The 14,918-nt window shown below is 68.0% G+C and carries 19 protein-coding genes and 1 riboswitch; of the genes, 4 read left to right on the top strand and 15 right to left on the bottom strand.

From position 1 onward, the window contains the following. The 5 genes from G6017_RS02580 to G6017_RS02600 all read right to left on the bottom strand — a co-directional run. Nucleotides 1-892: efflux permease Rv1217c-related protein (locus tag G6017_RS02580; protein ID WP_524536233.1), on the bottom strand; the 892-nt coding region annotated here is incomplete at its 3' end. Continuing rightward, nucleotides 889-1,797, bottom strand: coding sequence for an ABC transporter ATP-binding protein (locus G6017_RS02585; protein ID WP_182615803.1), 909 nt, complete (start codon nucleotides 1,795-1,797; stop codon nucleotides 889-891). The genes G6017_RS02580 and G6017_RS02585, both read right to left, overlap by 4 nt. Before the next feature lie 5 nt (nucleotides 1,798-1,802). After that, nucleotides 1,803-2,492, bottom strand: a complete 690-nt coding sequence (locus tag G6017_RS02590; RefSeq protein ID WP_179524157.1) for a TetR/AcrR family transcriptional regulator — start codon at nucleotides 2,490-2,492, stop codon at nucleotides 1,803-1,805. A gap of 292 nt (nucleotides 2,493-2,784) precedes the next feature. Continuing rightward, entirely contained in the window at nucleotides 2,785-3,810 is a 1,026-nt protein-coding gene (locus tag G6017_RS02595; RefSeq protein ID WP_179524156.1) for a CNNM domain-containing protein, read from the bottom strand. Continuing rightward, nucleotides 3,810-5,219 carry a hemolysin family protein gene (locus G6017_RS02600; protein ID WP_182615795.1) on the bottom strand — a complete coding sequence of 470 codons (1,410 nt, stop codon included), beginning with the start codon at nucleotides 5,217-5,219 and terminating at the stop codon, nucleotides 3,810-3,812. The genes G6017_RS02595 and G6017_RS02600 overlap by 1 nt, the downstream gene beginning before the upstream one ends. A gap of 424 nt (nucleotides 5,220-5,643) precedes the next feature. Here G6017_RS02600 and G6017_RS02605 point away from each other — a divergent pair, with 424 nt between their 5' ends. Continuing rightward, a complete protein-coding gene (locus G6017_RS02605) occupies nucleotides 5,644-6,684 on the top strand; it encodes a TerC family protein (protein ID WP_182615797.1) in 1,041 nt (346 codons plus the stop codon). A 121-nt stretch (nucleotides 6,685-6,805) separates the two neighbouring features. Continuing rightward, nucleotides 6,806-7,087 (top strand): hypothetical protein, encoded by a 282-nt coding sequence (locus tag G6017_RS02610; RefSeq protein WP_179524153.1) that lies wholly within the window; start codon nucleotides 6,806-6,808, stop codon nucleotides 7,085-7,087. Nucleotides 7,088-7,258: 171 nt separating this feature from the next. Here the strand turns inward: G6017_RS02610 and G6017_RS02615 are convergent, their stop codons facing one another. Both G6017_RS02615 and G6017_RS02620 read right to left on the bottom strand, forming a co-directional pair. Then, on the bottom strand, nucleotides 7,259-8,158 hold the full coding sequence (locus G6017_RS02615; RefSeq protein ID WP_179524152.1) for a DUF5996 family protein: 900 nt from the start codon (nucleotides 8,156-8,158) through the stop codon (nucleotides 7,259-7,261). A 79-nt stretch (nucleotides 8,159-8,237) separates the two neighbouring features. Beyond that, nucleotides 8,238-8,768: a CGNR zinc finger domain-containing protein gene (locus G6017_RS02620; RefSeq protein WP_179524151.1), complete on the bottom strand. Its 531-nt coding sequence runs from the start codon at nucleotides 8,766-8,768 to the stop codon at nucleotides 8,238-8,240. A gap of 25 nt (nucleotides 8,769-8,793) precedes the next feature. Here G6017_RS02620 and G6017_RS02625 point away from each other — a divergent pair, with 25 nt between their 5' ends. Beyond that, nucleotides 8,794-9,003: a hypothetical protein gene (locus G6017_RS02625; protein ID WP_179523156.1), complete on the top strand. Its 210-nt coding sequence runs from the start codon at nucleotides 8,794-8,796 to the stop codon at nucleotides 9,001-9,003. A gap of 13 nt (nucleotides 9,004-9,016) precedes the next feature. Here G6017_RS02625 and G6017_RS02630 read toward each other — a convergent pair whose 3' ends face one another. The 8 genes from G6017_RS02630 to G6017_RS02665 all read right to left on the bottom strand — a co-directional run bounded on the left by G6017_RS02630 (nucleotide 9,017) and on the right by G6017_RS02665 (nucleotide 14,267). Beyond that, nucleotides 9,017-9,499 (bottom strand): BLUF domain-containing protein, encoded by a 483-nt coding sequence (locus G6017_RS02630; protein WP_179524150.1) that lies wholly within the window; start codon nucleotides 9,497-9,499, stop codon nucleotides 9,017-9,019. Further along, the gene (locus G6017_RS02635; protein WP_187700401.1) at nucleotides 9,483-9,686 is read right to left on the bottom strand and encodes a hypothetical protein; all 204 of its coding nucleotides are present in this window, start codon (nucleotides 9,684-9,686) and stop codon (nucleotides 9,483-9,485) included. The genes G6017_RS02630 and G6017_RS02635 overlap by 17 nt, the downstream gene beginning before the upstream one ends. 346 nt (nucleotides 9,687-10,032) lie before the next feature. After that, nucleotides 10,033-10,833 (bottom strand): energy-coupling factor ABC transporter ATP-binding protein, encoded by an 801-nt coding sequence (locus G6017_RS02640; RefSeq protein ID WP_179524148.1) that lies wholly within the window; start codon nucleotides 10,831-10,833, stop codon nucleotides 10,033-10,035. Further along, nucleotides 10,830-11,558, bottom strand: a complete 729-nt coding sequence (gene cbiQ, locus G6017_RS02645; RefSeq protein WP_179524147.1) for a cobalt ECF transporter T component CbiQ — start codon at nucleotides 11,556-11,558, stop codon at nucleotides 10,830-10,832. The genes G6017_RS02640 and cbiQ overlap by 4 nt, the downstream gene beginning before the upstream one ends. 15 nt (nucleotides 11,559-11,573) lie before the next feature. Further along, entirely contained in the window at nucleotides 11,574-11,936 is a 363-nt protein-coding gene (cbiN, locus tag G6017_RS02650; protein WP_182615799.1) for a cobalt ECF transporter S component CbiN, read from the bottom strand. Next, complete coding sequence (locus tag G6017_RS02655) at nucleotides 11,933-12,673, bottom strand: energy-coupling factor ABC transporter permease (protein ID WP_182615801.1); 741 nt, start codon at nucleotides 12,671-12,673, stop codon at nucleotides 11,933-11,935. Before G6017_RS02655 ends, cbiN begins: the two co-directional genes overlap by 4 nt. A gap of 36 nt (nucleotides 12,674-12,709) precedes the next feature. Then, a riboswitch (cobalamin riboswitch) is annotated at nucleotides 12,710-12,922 on the bottom strand. A 20-nt stretch (nucleotides 12,923-12,942) separates the two neighbouring features. Next, nucleotides 12,943-13,233, bottom strand: coding sequence for a P-II family nitrogen regulator (locus G6017_RS02660; protein WP_179524144.1), 291 nt, complete (start codon nucleotides 13,231-13,233; stop codon nucleotides 12,943-12,945). Between the two features lie 14 nt (nucleotides 13,234-13,247). Then, nucleotides 13,248-14,267 (bottom strand): sodium-dependent bicarbonate transport family permease, encoded by a 1,020-nt coding sequence (locus tag G6017_RS02665; RefSeq protein WP_179524143.1) that lies wholly within the window; start codon nucleotides 14,265-14,267, stop codon nucleotides 13,248-13,250. A gap of 277 nt (nucleotides 14,268-14,544) precedes the next feature. On the opposite strand from G6017_RS02665, the gene G6017_RS02670 reads away from it, so the two are divergent. Continuing rightward, nucleotides 14,545-14,847: a helix-turn-helix transcriptional regulator gene (locus tag G6017_RS02670; protein ID WP_042329960.1), complete on the top strand. Its 303-nt coding sequence runs from the start codon at nucleotides 14,545-14,547 to the stop codon at nucleotides 14,845-14,847. The last annotated feature ends 71 nt before the right edge of the window (nucleotides 14,848-14,918 follow it).

Consider the following 14,918-nt stretch of genomic DNA (forward strand, 5'->3'; position numbering starts at 1 on the left):
CGAGGAGGCTCGCCCCGAAGTCGCGCCGTGACTGCAGGACGTAGGCCGCGGCCGAACCGACCACGGCGACGACGACGAGAGGGAGCAGCGGCCACCAGCGGTCGTACACGTAAGGGGCTGTCTGGGCAGCCCACCCGAGGGGCGAGGCCCAGGACAGGGCGGATCCGCCGACAGCCGCCATGTCGCCGAGGGCACGGAGGACAAAGGAGACCCCGAGCACCACCCCGGCCATCCCCGCGGCCGCCCGCGAGTAGGCGCTGAGCTGCGCGGTCACCGCCGCGATCCCGGCGAACGCCATCCCCGTGAGCGCGGTCCCCAACCCGACGAGCACCGACCCGAGGGGGGCGAACCCGGTCGCGATGGCCAGACCTGCGACCACCGCGCACGCGAGGGCGTTGGTGATCGCGGCGACGATCAGGGTGGCGGTGAGGGCGGAGTGCCGTCCGGTGACGCTGGCGCGGATCAGCTCGGCGCGGCCGGTCTGCTCCTCGACGCGGGTGTGCCTGGTGACCAGCATGATGTTCATGAGCGCGGCGAGCAGGAACAGGTACGGGGCGTAGCCGGCGGCGAAGAACCGCTCGAAGGTGGGGGCGTCCATGCCGAGGGCCGGGCCGGTGAACATCCGGCCCACCGGCTGGGTGAACAGGGGCACTACCGCGGCCAGGTCGTCCTCCGTCGGCGCCAGCTGCGGGAGGGCCGCGCCGATGTAGATCACGAACAGCCCCAGGCCGCCGACCCACGCCGGGAGCTTGAGCCGGTCCCGCCGCAGGGAGAACCGGACGAGGGTGCCGGTGCCTGCCAGCGGGTCATCGTCACCCGCGGCATGCGGGCGCTCGCGGGCGGGAGCGGTCGCGGTGGTCATCGCGCTACCGGTCATCGCGCCGCCGGTCATCGCACTGTCCTGGCGTCAGCAGCGTCGCCGTAGTGGCGCATGAGCAGCTGCTCGAGGGTCGGCGGGTGGGCGACCAGCGAGCGGACGCCCAGTGGTGCGAGTGCACGGACGGCCTCGTCGACACTGTCCCCGTCGACCTGGAAGCGGACCTCGTCGTCGTCGATCTCCACATCGTGGACACCCTCGACCCGCCGCAGATCGCCCGCCGGTCGGTCCGTACGGGCGACCATCGTGGTGCGGGTCATGTGGCGCAGCTCCTCCAGGCTCCCGGTCTCGACGGTGCGACCCTGCCGCACGATGGAGATGCGGTCCGCTAGCGCCTCGACCTGCGCGAGGATGTGACTGGAGAGCAGGACCGTGCGGCCGGCGGCCTTGACCTCACCGATCGCCTCCTGGAACACGACCTCCATGAGGGGGTCCAGGCCCGCGGTGGGTTCGTCGAGCAGGAGCAGGTCCACCTCGGAGATCAGCGCGGAGATCAGCGCCACCTTCTGCCGGTTGCCCTTGGAGTAGGTGCGGGCCTTCTTGGTGGGGTCCAGGTCGAAACGCTCACACAGCGCGTCGCGACGGCGCCTGTCGAGCGGACCACGCAGCCGGGCGAGCAGGTCGATCGCCTCGCCGCCGGTGAGGGTGGGCCACAGCTCCACGTCACCGGGCACGTACGCGAGCCTGCGGTGGAGCTCGACGGCGTCGGTCCAGGGGTCGCCGTCGAGCAGTCTGACGATGCCGGCGTCCGCGCGGAGGAGGCCGAGCAGCACGCGCATGGTGGTGGACTTGCCGGCGCCGTTGGGGCCGAGGAAGCCGTGCACCTCCCCCCGTGCCACCTCGAGGTCAAGACCGTCGAGGGCGCGCGTGGCGCCGAAGGTCTTGACCAGACCTCTCGCCGAGATCACGACGCCGTCCATGGTGGTCACTGCTCCTTCCGGGGGCCGTCAGGGGTGTCGAACGCGTCCGCGAACCGGTCGAGTGTGCCGGGTTCGAACAGGCCCTGGGTGAACAGCTCCACGACCGGGAGCATGTAGGGGGCGAGGCTCTCCGGCGGAGCCTCGGTGTCGAGGAAGTCCACGCCGAGCAGTCGGTTCATGTGCTCGTGCAGGACCAACGATCCCAGCGACCAGAGCGTCAGTACGATGACTCGTTCGCGCGAATGGGCGCTGGGCTTGATGAGACCGGCCTCGACGGCGGCCCCGGTGTAGGCCTCGGCGTCGGCGACCATCTCGTCGATGAGATGCGCGATGTGATCGCCTCCCTCAGAGAGGGTGCGGGCCAGGTAGCGCAGCAGCGGGCGACTGTCCTCGATCTGCCGCAGCGACTGGAGCGGGTCCAACTGTGCGCCCTGGCCCATCGAGGACTCCTTGCCCTGCCGCACCAGCCGCACCACGTGCTCGTCGCAGGCCTGGTGCAGTCGGTCCTTGCTCCCGAAGTGGTGGAGAATCAGCGCCTGCGAGACACCCGCCTCGACGGCGATGGTCTTGAGGCTCGTTCCCTTGACGCCGTGCGCGCCGAACTTGGAGATCGCCGCGTCCAGGATGCGGTCGACTCCGCTTCGATGAGCGCCGCTTCGATCGGCGCCGCTGCGGGACGGGTCATCCTCGGGCACGGCTACCGCCTTTCGTCGCTGACTGAGTGTTCAGTCAACGTAGTCCTGACTGAATGGTCAGTCAATGATTGGTCAGTCGCTGGTCAACTCTGTCGTCGCCGCGGCGCCCCGATCTCACCCGAGCTCTCCCCGGGGTTCAGCACCCACCCGAGCAACCCACCGAACACCTCGGCTGGATTGGCGGTCGCGGCCGTGGCGACACGACTGATCACCCCTCCCGCACTCCTTCTGCGTACGACTCGGGCCGAGGTGGGTTCAGACGTCGACAACCCATCCGACGACGTGCAGGGCGCTACGCCCCGGTTCGTCCGGACTCCTGGGGAAGGAGATGCTTGAGGATGTCGGAGATGGTGATCACCCCGATGAACTGGCCCTGGTCCGTCACTGCGGCCAGCTGTTCGCTGCGCTCGCGCGCCTCTGCGAGCGCCTCGTACACCGGAGTGCGAGAGTCGAACACCATCACCGGGCGCGCAAAGGCACGTGCGTGCGCATCCGCGGGCTCCATCAACGTGTCACGCACATGGACCACCTCCGGAGTGGGCGAATTGCCGTCCTGGAGGAGCACCCGCGTATAGCCGGTGCGCGTCGCGGCCTGTTGGACCTGGGCCACCGTGGCTCCGGCCGGGACCGCGGTGGGTGCCGTCGAGGTGTCGACGAGCGCTCCGATATGCAACTGGTCCAAGCCGAGCGCACCCGACAACGGGGATCGGAACGAGTTGTCGAGGGAACCCGCCGTCGCCGAGTGTTCGACGAGCTGGCGGATCGTAGCCGCGTCCTGTCCACCCACGGCGGCACGCTCAACCGGCGTGACGCCACTGGCGGAGACAAGACGGTTGGCCACTGCGTTAACCCACCGCAGCAGCGGACGGAACACCCAGATGAACCCCCTCGAGGGCAGGCCCACGAACTTGGCGGCGAATTCCGGGTGCGCAATCGCCCACGACTTGGGCGCCATCTCCCCCACCACCAGATGCAGGAAGGTCACCAGGAGCAACGACAGCCCGAACGCCACGCCACCAGCGAGCTGGGCCGGTGCGCCCCACGAAGTGAAGACCGGGCCGAGCCACGAGTCCACGGCGGGCTTGGTGACCGCACCGAGTGCGAACGTGCAGACCGTGATGCCCAGCTGGGCACCGGCGAGCATGAGGGTCAGCTCGTTCATCCCGCGAAGCGCCGCGCGGGCCGAGGCACTGGTTGCCGCTTCCTTCTCGAGCCGGTGCTGTCGCGCGCCGAGGAGTGCGAACTCGATCACGACGAAGAACGCACTCAACACAATGAGCCCCGCAGTAATGGCCGTGACAACCATCGGGTTTCCCATCACCGAACCTCGCTCTTTCCAGACGCATCGTCATCGCCGGCGTCGAGGGGAACGGTGCCACCACGCTCCACGAGACGAATCCTCAGCTCACTGGGCACCAACCGCGCCACCTCGAGAACCTCGATGTCCAGCGCCACTTCTCGTGGATGGTCGGCGATCAGCTCGCGGGGATCGATTGGCAGATCGACACGCACCGTCTGCCCCACCTCGGGTAGTCGCCCGTGAGCGGCGATCACCAGACCTGCCACGGTCTCGTAGTCACCCTCGGACAGTGTGTGGCCGAGTGCCCGCTCGGCCTCGTCGATGTGGACGTCGCCATCCATCCGCCAGCACTCCTCACCCTCAAGGGAGATCACCGAATCCGCCTCGACGTCGTGCTCGTCGGTCAGTTCGCCGATCAGCTCCTCGGCGAGGTCCTCGATGGTGATCACGCCGGCGAAACCCCCGTACTCATCCACCACCGCAGCGAGCTGGGCCTCGGAGTCCGTCAGGCTGAACAGCGCATCCGGTAGGGACATCAACGAGGGGACCACCACCGCCGGGCGCATGAGCTCGGTGACCGGCGCGTCGGGCTCCAACGACCACGCGAGCACGTCCACCAACTGCACCACCCCGACCGGCTCCTGCTCAACGGTGACGACCGGATAGCGGGTGTGTCCGGTGGCCATCAGAACCCTCACCTCCCCGACCGTCGCATCGGGTGAGACGACACTGGTGTGAGACCTCGGAACCATCGCATGCTCGACCGTCCGGTCCGGAAAGTCCAGAATTCTGTCGATGAGAACAGAGAGATTCTCGGGCAGATCCCCACTTCCCCTGGCATCGGCGACGATGCGCTCGAGATCCTCCGCCGTGGCGGTGGTGTCCAGATCGTGAACAGGATTGACCCCGACTGCCCGGAGCAACAAGTTGGCAGACTTGTCGAAGACCACGATGAGCCAGCCGAACACCGTGAGGTACACAGTGGTCGAACGGGCCAGGCCACGCGCCAGGGGCTCCGGGCTGGCCAGCGCAAGGTTCTTGGGATACAACTCGCCGAAGATCATCTGCACCACCGTCGCGGCGATCAACGCCAGCACGGTACCCACCGTCACACCGACAGCCGCGGGGACGCCGACCCCACCCAACAGGGTCCCGAGCGATTGGCCGACCAGCGGTTCGGCCACGAACCCCACCAGCAGTCCGGTGACCGTGATCCCCAACTGGGCGCCCGAGAGCATGAACGAGGTCCGTTGGGTGACCTTCAGCGCACGCGCTGCCGAGACGTCCCCCGCATCCGCCCGCGCCTTGAGCCTGTTCCTGTCCACCGACATGTATGCGAACTCTTGGGCCACGAAGTAGCCGTTCGCCGCGATGATCGCGAGGATCGCGAGGATCCCCAGCAGCAGCATCAGGAGCGTCACGCCCATCAGAACGCTCGCTCACGTGATCGCGGTTCACGGTTCAGCGACCACGGGTTTCGCGGTGAAACTGGCCAGAGACAACTCGGACCCGGGTCGTCAGCCGACCCGGGCCTCTCGCAGGGGGTACCCATCAGGGGATTTCACTCGCTCCAAGTCTGAGATAGACGAACTCGTCGACGCCAAGTATTGCGCATGACCGTCTCGGCAACCACCCGGCGCACCCACCCCGCGGGAAGGCGGACCCGACCACGCCTCCCCCACCAGCGACTGACCCGGCGACACCTCGCCCGCCTGTGATTAACTGAACTGCACCAGAAGGGGAGTATCCCTCACGCGTTTCGTCGTCACTACGGTCCTCGGACCCGGCGGAGCGGGCCCGACAGGGCCGGGAGAGACCTTCGATCACCTACTGATCGAAAGGTCCCTGACTATGCACACCCCCCTCTGGCTCTGGCTTGCCGTCCTGGCGTTCATCATCGTGATGCTGGCGATCGACCTCGTCGCCCACCGCAAGGCTCACGTCATCGGCGTCCGAGAAGCCGCCACCTGGTCGGCCGTCTGGGTCACGCTCGGTGTGGGCTTCGGCGCGATCATCTGGGCCGTCTGGGGCGCCGAGTTCGGCCAGCAGTACTTCGCCGGCTACCTCATCGAGAAGTCCCTCGCGGTGGACAACGTTTTCGTGTGGGCAATCATCTTTGCCCACTTCGCCGTCCCGGCCCAGTTCCAGCACCGCGTGCTGTTCCTCGGGGTGCTGGGCGCTCTGATTTTCCGCGGGATCTTCATCGCCGGTGGCGCCGTGCTGATCGCCAACTTCTCGTGGGTGCTCTACATCTTCGCGGCGTTCCTGCTGTACACGGGTTTCCGGATGATCCGCCAGCGCGACGAGCACCTCAATCCCGACCAGTCGAAGGTGCTCCGGGCTTTCCGCCGGTTCGTGCCCATGACCGACACCTTCCACGGCCAGCGTCTGCTCGTGCGCAAGGGTGGGCTGATCATGGCCACTCCCCTGCTGGCGGTGCTGGTGCTCATCGAGACCACCGACATCATCTTTGCCGTCGACTCCATCCCCGCCATCTTCGCCGTCACCGACGAGGTGTTCCTGGTCTTCACCGCCAACGCCTTTGCCATCCTGGGCCTGCGAGCGATGTACTTCCTGCTGGCCGACCTCATCCACCGCTTCGTCTACCTCAAGATCGGGCTGGCGCTGATCCTGATCTGGGTGGGCATCAAGATGATGCTCAAGATCGACGTGTTCTACATCCCCACCGCCATCTCCCTCGCGGTCATCACGGCAGTCCTCACCGTCTCGGTTGTCGCCAGCCTGCGCGCCACCAGGGGCCAGGAACGTCAGGGGCTGCCCACGCCGGCCGACCCCCCCTTCAGGGTCGCCACCGCCGAGGAGGACGCCGCCCTCGACCCCCTCTGGCGGGCCCGGAGTGAAGCCTCCGCCGATGAATTCGAGAAGTCGTGACCGGCCGAGTTGTGCGGACTCGTGCTGCAGCTCGAGGCCAGCTGGCGATAGCATTCGAGACGGTCTCGGCGTGTCTGTTGCGAGAACCAGTCAGTCACCTCGAAAGTGCATGGGAGACCACATGCCCGAAGACCGTTCCACCGGAACTTCCTACCGCAACGGTGCCGGGACCACCTCGCTGGTCGCCGGCATCATTGCCGCGCTGGCCTCCCTGGTGCCCTTCATCGGCGGTGCGATCACCATCGCCGCCGCAGTGGTCGCCCTCGCCAGTGGATGGGTCGGTCTGAAACGAGTGGACCAAAGCGAGGCGTCGAACCACCGTGAGGCCGTCATAGGCATCGGTCTGGGACTGGCAGCACTGTTCGTGGCGTTCCTCGTCTTTGCCGCGACCAACAGCGCATAAGGGTCCACCTGACCAGGTCGATCACGCGCTATCCGGGAGATCCGCGTGGGGAAGTGCCACACGGGGAACGCCCTCCGGGGTGCGGTCTCGCGCCGATCGGCAGAGGTGCGTCGGAGACACGGCCGCACGTGCGGTGCACTCCCCATCCCGCCTAGTCGTTGCCGGACCGGGCTAGACCCGGACCCGGCTCCAGCCCGCCGTCTCCTCCGCCGCGCGATGGGTTTGTTCGAGGAACCTCAGCACCACGGCGTCGGGATCCGCCGCCTGTCGCACGAGGTGGTACGGCAGCACGTACTCACCCAGCTCGGCGCTCCAGTACGCGGGGGCCTCGACCGCCGGATGGGTGTCGTACCCCTCGGGGTGGGGATAGGCGTACGCGTAGAAGATGCCCTCCTCCGCACCACCCGGCCAGTACCCCGCGCTCGACACCTCGTCGCTGTAGGCCTCGTGCATGACCCGGTCCGGGCAGTTCGGGACGCCACCGGGATGCTCGGGGGCGGAGCGTCCGGAGAACCGGGTGACGGCCAGATCGAACGCACCCCAGAAAAAGTGGACGGGCGAGGACTTCCCACGGAACCCACCGCGGAACGTCGACAGGACGCCGTGCGCGCTGACCAGCGACCTCCAGAAACGGGCCACGGCGTCAGCGTCGTACGACGCGTGCGTGGTGTCCTCGGCGAACGGGATCACCTCCGGCAGCTCGACCGGGGTCCCGACGATCGGCACGTCGAACCCGAGATCACCCAGGTGGCCGGTGTACTCGGCGTAGAAGTCGGCGACGGTCCGCGGCTCGAGCGCCATCCGGCGGGTGCTGCCGTCAGTGACGAGGAACAGCAGGTCGTGGCTGACGAAGTCGAAGCGGATCTCCAGACCGCGGTGTCCGGCGACCATCAGGGACGTGGTGAGCCCCCGCGCGTCCACGTACAGCGGGACGCCCCACCAGTGGTTGATCTCCGGCCCGAGGGCCATCCGCGTCTTGCCGACGATCTGGGTCCACAGGTGAAGTGTGTCCCTGGTGTCGATCCACGATTCCAGGGGCAGGGCCGGCCAGGGCTCGTCTCGGGTCTCCATCGGCACATGATCCCCGATCTCGGGACCGGACGGCACCCCTCTGCATCATCCGAAACCCTGCGTCACCCGAAACCCTGCGTCACCCGGGTCGACGGCCGGGGGCCCGGTGCCGTTGGACGGCGTCGTGGTTGCCGCACCGGGCACTGCAGTAGCGCCGCTTACCGTTCCGGCTGGTGTCGACGAACACCTCGGGACACCCCGATCGGAGACAGGCCCCCAGACGGCCGCCCTCCGACTCGACCGCGAAGATCGCCAGACCGCCTGCGGTGATGGCCCGGACGCGCTCCACCACGTCGTCACCGTCGGCCGCGAAGTGCAGGTGGGGCTTGTGCCCGTCGTGCGTGCTCAGGGACGGCCTCGACGCGGCCGAGTCCAGCAGCTCGTTGATCGCGTCGCACGTGGAGTCCACGTCCGGCGCCGAGAAGGGTGCCCTCAACCACAATGCCCACTCCTGTAGGCGGGTCGACCTCGCGTCGTCGAGATCGGGCCTGCGGACGCCGTGGGCGCGAAGCACGCCGACGGCCATATCGGTGTCCCACTCCCGGGCGCCGAGTGAGGCAAGTTCCGCCGCGAGAGTCGGGCCGACCATATTGCCATGGTTGAACTGCACTGACCCATTGCACCACAGTCAGCGCATGACCACAGCAGCCTGTTCGCCCACCGACGTCGATCACGACCGCGACCACGACGCCCCCGTTCCGCAGCCTGCGGATCCGGACGCGCACCAGCACGAATGGCTGACCCGCTCCTCCCACCGCACCAGCGAGGGCACTGTGACCTACGAGTCCTGCCACTGCGGCGCGCATCGCGTCCTGCGCGCCGGCGTGCCCGTCGCCCGGGTGTAGGGAGAGGCGACGCTCAGGGCGAGGTCGAGATCGAGCGCTCCTTGACCTTGAACCAGATCGAGAAGTCCTCGGCGGCCCGACGTACGACGTCGTAGTTCGAGCCGCCGGTGAGATCGTTGAAACTGTCCCGCACGCCGTCGACTCCGGTCGACCGGGTCTCCTTGGGGATGCCGAAGCCCATCTTCCAGTCGGCGAAGCTGCGCTCGGCTGCAGGTTCCGTCAACAGGACCCGGACACGACTGTGCCTGTCATCGGCAGCGATGCGCGTCATCAACTCGTCGATCGCGGCCGGAGGGCCTTCGAGGAACTGAATGAAGCAGTTGTTCCTGAAGAGGAGGACACCGGTGATCCCGGCGGCACGATTGCGCTCCCGGGAGGTGAACAGAATGGACTCCAGATCACCCGGCAGCATCTTCCGCACCGGCACGCTCGTGTACACCAAATACTTCAGTTGTCCGCTCCCGGGCGACGTGGGGAACTCAGCGTCCAGCGACATTCAACTCTCCCTCGCTCGCATCGGAAAAGTACAGATCATTCAGGCTGGAGATCGCCTCGTCCAGGGATCCGGACTCGCCCTGCGGTCTCGACATCCTGTCGTAGCAGGTGAAACTGCCGTCAGAATTCTGATCGATGTACCCCACGAAGTTCCCGCGGAAACTACCGACGAAGAAGCTGTCTTCCACCTGGGACCATCGTATTTCTTCGTATCCTTCGATTGCCGAAGTCACTCCCACCCCTTTTCTTCCTTGACAAGGTGTTTCACCCACTGCCGTACACGTCGAGAAGAACGTGGCCCGAGCCACGTCACCGGGAGACGCTGCCGCCGCGCGCGGCCGAAACAGGGATGGGCACGCATCGACGTGTCACCCGATCCCACAGTGCTCTTCTTGCCTAAGAACTCACATCCTGCCGAAGCTATCCGTCATAGCGGCACACCGGGCCATCATGATGCGCGTCGGAAGACTGCGCCACCGATGGCATCGGTCGCGTCCGGAACACGGGCGAGTGCGATCCCGATGACGAGCGTGGTCAGACCTCTCCCGGCCGCGATACCGTCCGGCCCAGTCGGCGTGACACCGCGGCGCCCCACGGGGTGGTGAGCCGGGCCGCGGTGAGGAGGCCCTCGTCCTGCAGCACTCGGTGGACCGGGCCGCGGGTGAGCGCTCCGCCGGAGAGCACCACCGCGTCGTCCGCCCAGGCCCAGGCGAGGTCGACATCGTGCGTGGCCATGAGGATCGCGGCCCCCGCGGCGCGAAGCGACTCCAGCGCCGCGAGCAGGTCCTCACAGGAGAGCGGGTCGAGCCCGGCCGTCGGTTCGTCGAGAAGCAGGACGCGAGGCCGCATCGCCAGCGCACCCGCCAGGGCCACCCTCTTGCGCTGCCCGAAGGACAAGTGGTGGGGGACGCGGTCGGCGAGGTCGGTGATCGCCAGCGCCGCCAGGGCCTCGTCGACCCGGTGGGCCACCTCGGCGCGATCCAATCCGAGGTTCACGGGGCCGAAGGAGACGTCGGCCCGCACGGTCGTGGCGAAGATCTGGTCGTCGGGTTCCTGGAGCACCATCTGCACCGACTGCCGCAGGCGGGTGCGGTCGGCGCGGCGGTCCCGGACCCGCTCCCCGTCCAGCTCCAACTCCCCGGCCTCGAGGCGGTTCAGGCCCACGAGCAGCCGCATCAGGGTGGTCTTGCCGCTGCCGTTTCCACCGAGAAGCGCCATCTTCGCCCCGGCGGGGATCGTCAGGTCGGCGCCGTCGAGCACGGTGTGGGTGTGACCGCCGAGGGCATCGAGACGCCGGTAGGAGAACCGGGCACCGCGCAGCGCGAGGACGGTCACGTCATGACCCCCAGTATCGAGACGGACACGAGAACCAGACAGATGACGAGCACGCGGGTGGCCGAGACCGGGTCCGCCTCGGCGAGCACTGCGGTCTGGCCGCGCTCGGCGCGCATGGACATGGCGTCGTCGATCGCCCGTGCCCGCCTGACGGACAGGACGAATACCGAGGCGAACTGCGTCCCGACCGAGCTGATCGCGGCCCGGGCGGTGCGGTGTCCGAGCCTGAGGTCGTGGGAATGCCGCAGCGTGCGCGCGGAGTCGATGAGCAGGCCGATGAGCCGGTAGGTGGTGTCCACGACGTGAGCCAGCGGGGCGGGCAGTCCGGCCCGCCGGCCGGCGGCCAGGAGGTCGGCGACGGGCGTGGTGCACGCCAAGGTGATGGTGGCGGCCGTCGCGGCGATCGCCCTGCTCACCGTCCGCCAGGCGGTGTCGACCCCGGCCGGATCCACCACGAGGCGCCAGTCCACCAGGTCCAGCACGAGGGGACCGATTCCCAGGGCCAGGAACGCGACGGGGGCGAGCAACGCCGCGAGGTAGATCCTGGCGGGGACGCGGGCCAGCGCCAGGGCGCACACACAACAGACAGTCAGGATCGCCACGTGGCCCACCGGTGGCGGCACGAGCAGTGCCGCCACCAGCAGACCGCCGAAGAGCAGCAGCTTCTCGACTACCGGGAGGTCCGACCAACGGTTGTGGGACGCCGCGAGTTCGAGTGGGTTCACCTAGGGCTCGGCCGGTCAGTGCCCGGCCGGACCCGTGGCCGCCGCCGACGGGGTCGCCGCACCCGTCACGCTCTCCCGACGCTGCCTACTACGTGTCCGCAGGACGCCGAGTCCGTAACCCACGATCCCGCCGCCGATCCCGGCCTGGAGGGCGAACACCCCCGATTCGACCTCCCCCGGCAACTCGGGCAGAAGCGGCTCGAACCACGGCTCGTAGTCGGGAGAGACCTGGCTGATCGTCCCCTCGGCCTGCCCGTCCGCACCCTCGAACTCGCCGCCCGCCCCGGCGCCGTAGACCAGGGACAGCACCGCGATCGCGAACGCCACGGCGACCAGTCCCACCAACACCCACGCGCTGACGTGCTTCGTCCCGCTCATCGCACCGACTCCGTGGCCTCGACCCGATCGGCACGATCCCCGGGATCCGCGAAGGTCCCCGCGCCGGCGAGTCGCGCCCTCCGGAAGAAGCCCACCAGGTCGAGCTCGCGGGAGGCGATGCGCAGGAGCACACTGACGATCACCACGACGATCAGGGCCTCGACGATCGCCAGCGGGATCTGGGTGATGGCGAAGACGGCGAGGAACTCGGCCATCGAGTACCAGAGGCCGTGCTCGGCGCTCGGGAACGCCAGTGCGAGCTGGGCACTGGTGACGAGATACGTCACCAGGTCGGCGAGGAACGCGGCGACGAAGACCGCGCCGAGCAGCGGCACCGCGACCCGTCGACACAGGACGAACGCGCCGTAGGCGACCCACGGCCCGGCGACCCCCATGGAGAACACGTTCGCGCCGAGAGTGGTGATGCCCCCGTGCGCGAGCAGCAACGCCTGGAAGATGAGCACCACGGTGGCGACGAAGGCCATGACGGGGGGCCGGAAGATGATCGTCCCCAGGCCGGTCCCGGTGGGGTGTGAGCTGGAGCCCGTCACCGACGGGAGCTTGACGGCCGACATGACGAACGTGAACGCCCCGGCCACGCCGAGCAACACGCCCGCCTCCGGTGTCCGACGGACCGTCCTGATCACCTCGCGCGCGCCGTGGATGACGAACGGTGCCGCGACGGCCGTCCATGCCACGGCGTGCACCGAGGGGAGGAAACCCTCTGCGATATGCATATGCCTGAGACCTTTCTGCCCGTCACCTCGCGGGCACTCGTGGTGGCAGCCACGGCCGGTCTCCTGGCTCACGGGTTCCCCCGGCCCACCCCCGGAAGGGATGGACCGGATCGCCGCCGGTCCGCCTTCCCACCCACACAACGCGTGCGAGCAGTGGCACAGAGGACTGGCGACATCATCCGTTCACAGTGGCGAGGGCCGCCCCGGTCTCACACCGGGTTCCCGAGCACCGCAGCTGAGCAGATCCTAGCCCCCTCCCGAGGGCCGACTCAGTACCGCACCGATTGGGCGTCCGAGACCAGGCACATGCCCCCGACGGACTGCAGGAGAGGCCGCAGCGACCGGAGGACCTCGTCGATCCGGTCGGGGTCGACCGCCACGAGCACGAAGGTGTTGTCGAAGGTGGAGAAAGGGTCCCCACCGCGCTCACCGTGCTGTCCCCGCCCGTAGATTCCCGGGATCACGGTGCGATGGGTCAGGCCCAGCGAATCCAACGCGCCGAGGAACCTCCCGGCGACCCCGGACTCCACTACCAGTTCGATCCTTTTGACGTCTTTCATGGGATCTCCTCGCCTCAGGCGCCCAGGTACTGGGCGACGGTGTAGTAGAGCGGAATGCCGAGGACGATGTTGAACGGGAATGTCACGGCAAGGGCCATTGTGAAGTACCGGGACGGCCGCGCTTCGGGGATCGCGTAGCGCACGACGGCCGGCACCACGATGTAGGACCCGCTCGCCGCGAGCACGGCGAGCATGGTCAGGTCGCCGACCGGCAACCCGGCCAGACTGCCCAGGGCCAGCGCCATCGATGCTCCGACCAGGGGCATCACGATGCCGAACCCGATCAGGAACGGGCCCACGTCCCGGACCTCGCGGAGCTGACGGGCGACGAGCAAGCCCATCTCGAGCAGGAAGAAGGCCAGCAGCCCCTTGAACATGTCGTCGACGAACGGGGACATGGCCTCGCCGGCGTCGGCCCCCACCACGGTGCCGATCACGAGCGACCCGATCAGCAGCAGGTGCGCACCGTCGGTGAACGCCTCGTGCAGGATCGCCCGCAACGACAGGGGTGCGCCCGACACGGGAGAGGAAGCGCCGGCCCCCGCGTCACCCGCCATCTGGGCGGAACGCTGACGGGACCGTGCCCAGGTGGCCAGAAGCACCGCCATGATGATCGCGGGCGATTCCATCAGAACCAGGGCGACCGTCATGTACCCGCCGGGTTCCTCCCCACGGGCGGTCACGAACTGCGTCGCGGCGATGAAGGTCACCGCGCTGACCGACCCGTAGGTCGCGGCGATGGCGGCCGCATCGAACTCGTTCACCCTGCGCCGCAGGACCAGGAAGCCCAGCGCAGGGATCACCAGGGCCAGGAGGAGGGCGATGCCGATCACCGCCGCGGCGCGGCCGGTCAGACCGGTCTCTCGCAGAGCCTGGCCACCCTTGAACCCGATCGCCATGAGCAGGTAGAGCGACAGGAACTTGGTGACGGGGGCCGGGATCTCCAGGTTGGAGCGCACAGCGGCGACGAACAGCCCCAGGAAGAAGAACAGGATCGGCGGGTCCGTGAGGCTGCCGAGAATGCTGAGGTCCATCGAGTCTCCCCTGATCTGTCCGGAGTCCGTGCGCCGCCGAGCGGGACGAGCTGATCTCCGTCGTGGCGCGCTAGCCGCCTGTTCCGAGCGAGTAACGGGAACGACAATACATGACTTTCAAGACATGTTTTGCAACAGCCTAAATCGGTGTCGCGTGTTGTGGCGCGGCGCGCGGACCGGGCCCGCGGTGGGACGGGCTCCGTGCACGCCCACATGCGTACCGTGATTCACGTAAGGCAAAATGGCACTCGGAAGTCGTCGGTGATGGGGTGGCGTAGTGGCAGAGTGGACGTTTCTCACCAATCACGCGCACGTCCTGTTGTGCATCGCGCAGGACTCCGAGACGCGACTGCGCGACATCGCCGATGCGGTCGGGATCACCGAGCGCGCCACCCAGCGGATCGTGGCCGAACTGGAAGAGGCCGGGTACCTGCAGCGCATCCGCGACGGGCGCCGTAACCGCTACAGCCTGAACCGAGACCTGCCGCTGCGCCATCCACTCGAACGGGACCACATGGTCGGGGAGATACTCAGCGTGCTGGGGGCCCCGCGAAAGGGTGCTGGCGACGGCAACGAGTGACCCGTCGGCACTGATCGTGGCGCCCCGACAGCGTGGTCGACCACTACTAGTGGGTATCTCCGTTAGTGCGT

The organism is Dietzia sp. B44, assembly GCF_014145245.1.
GTDB lineage: Bacteria > Actinomycetota > Actinomycetes > Mycobacteriales > Mycobacteriaceae > Dietzia > Dietzia natronolimnaea.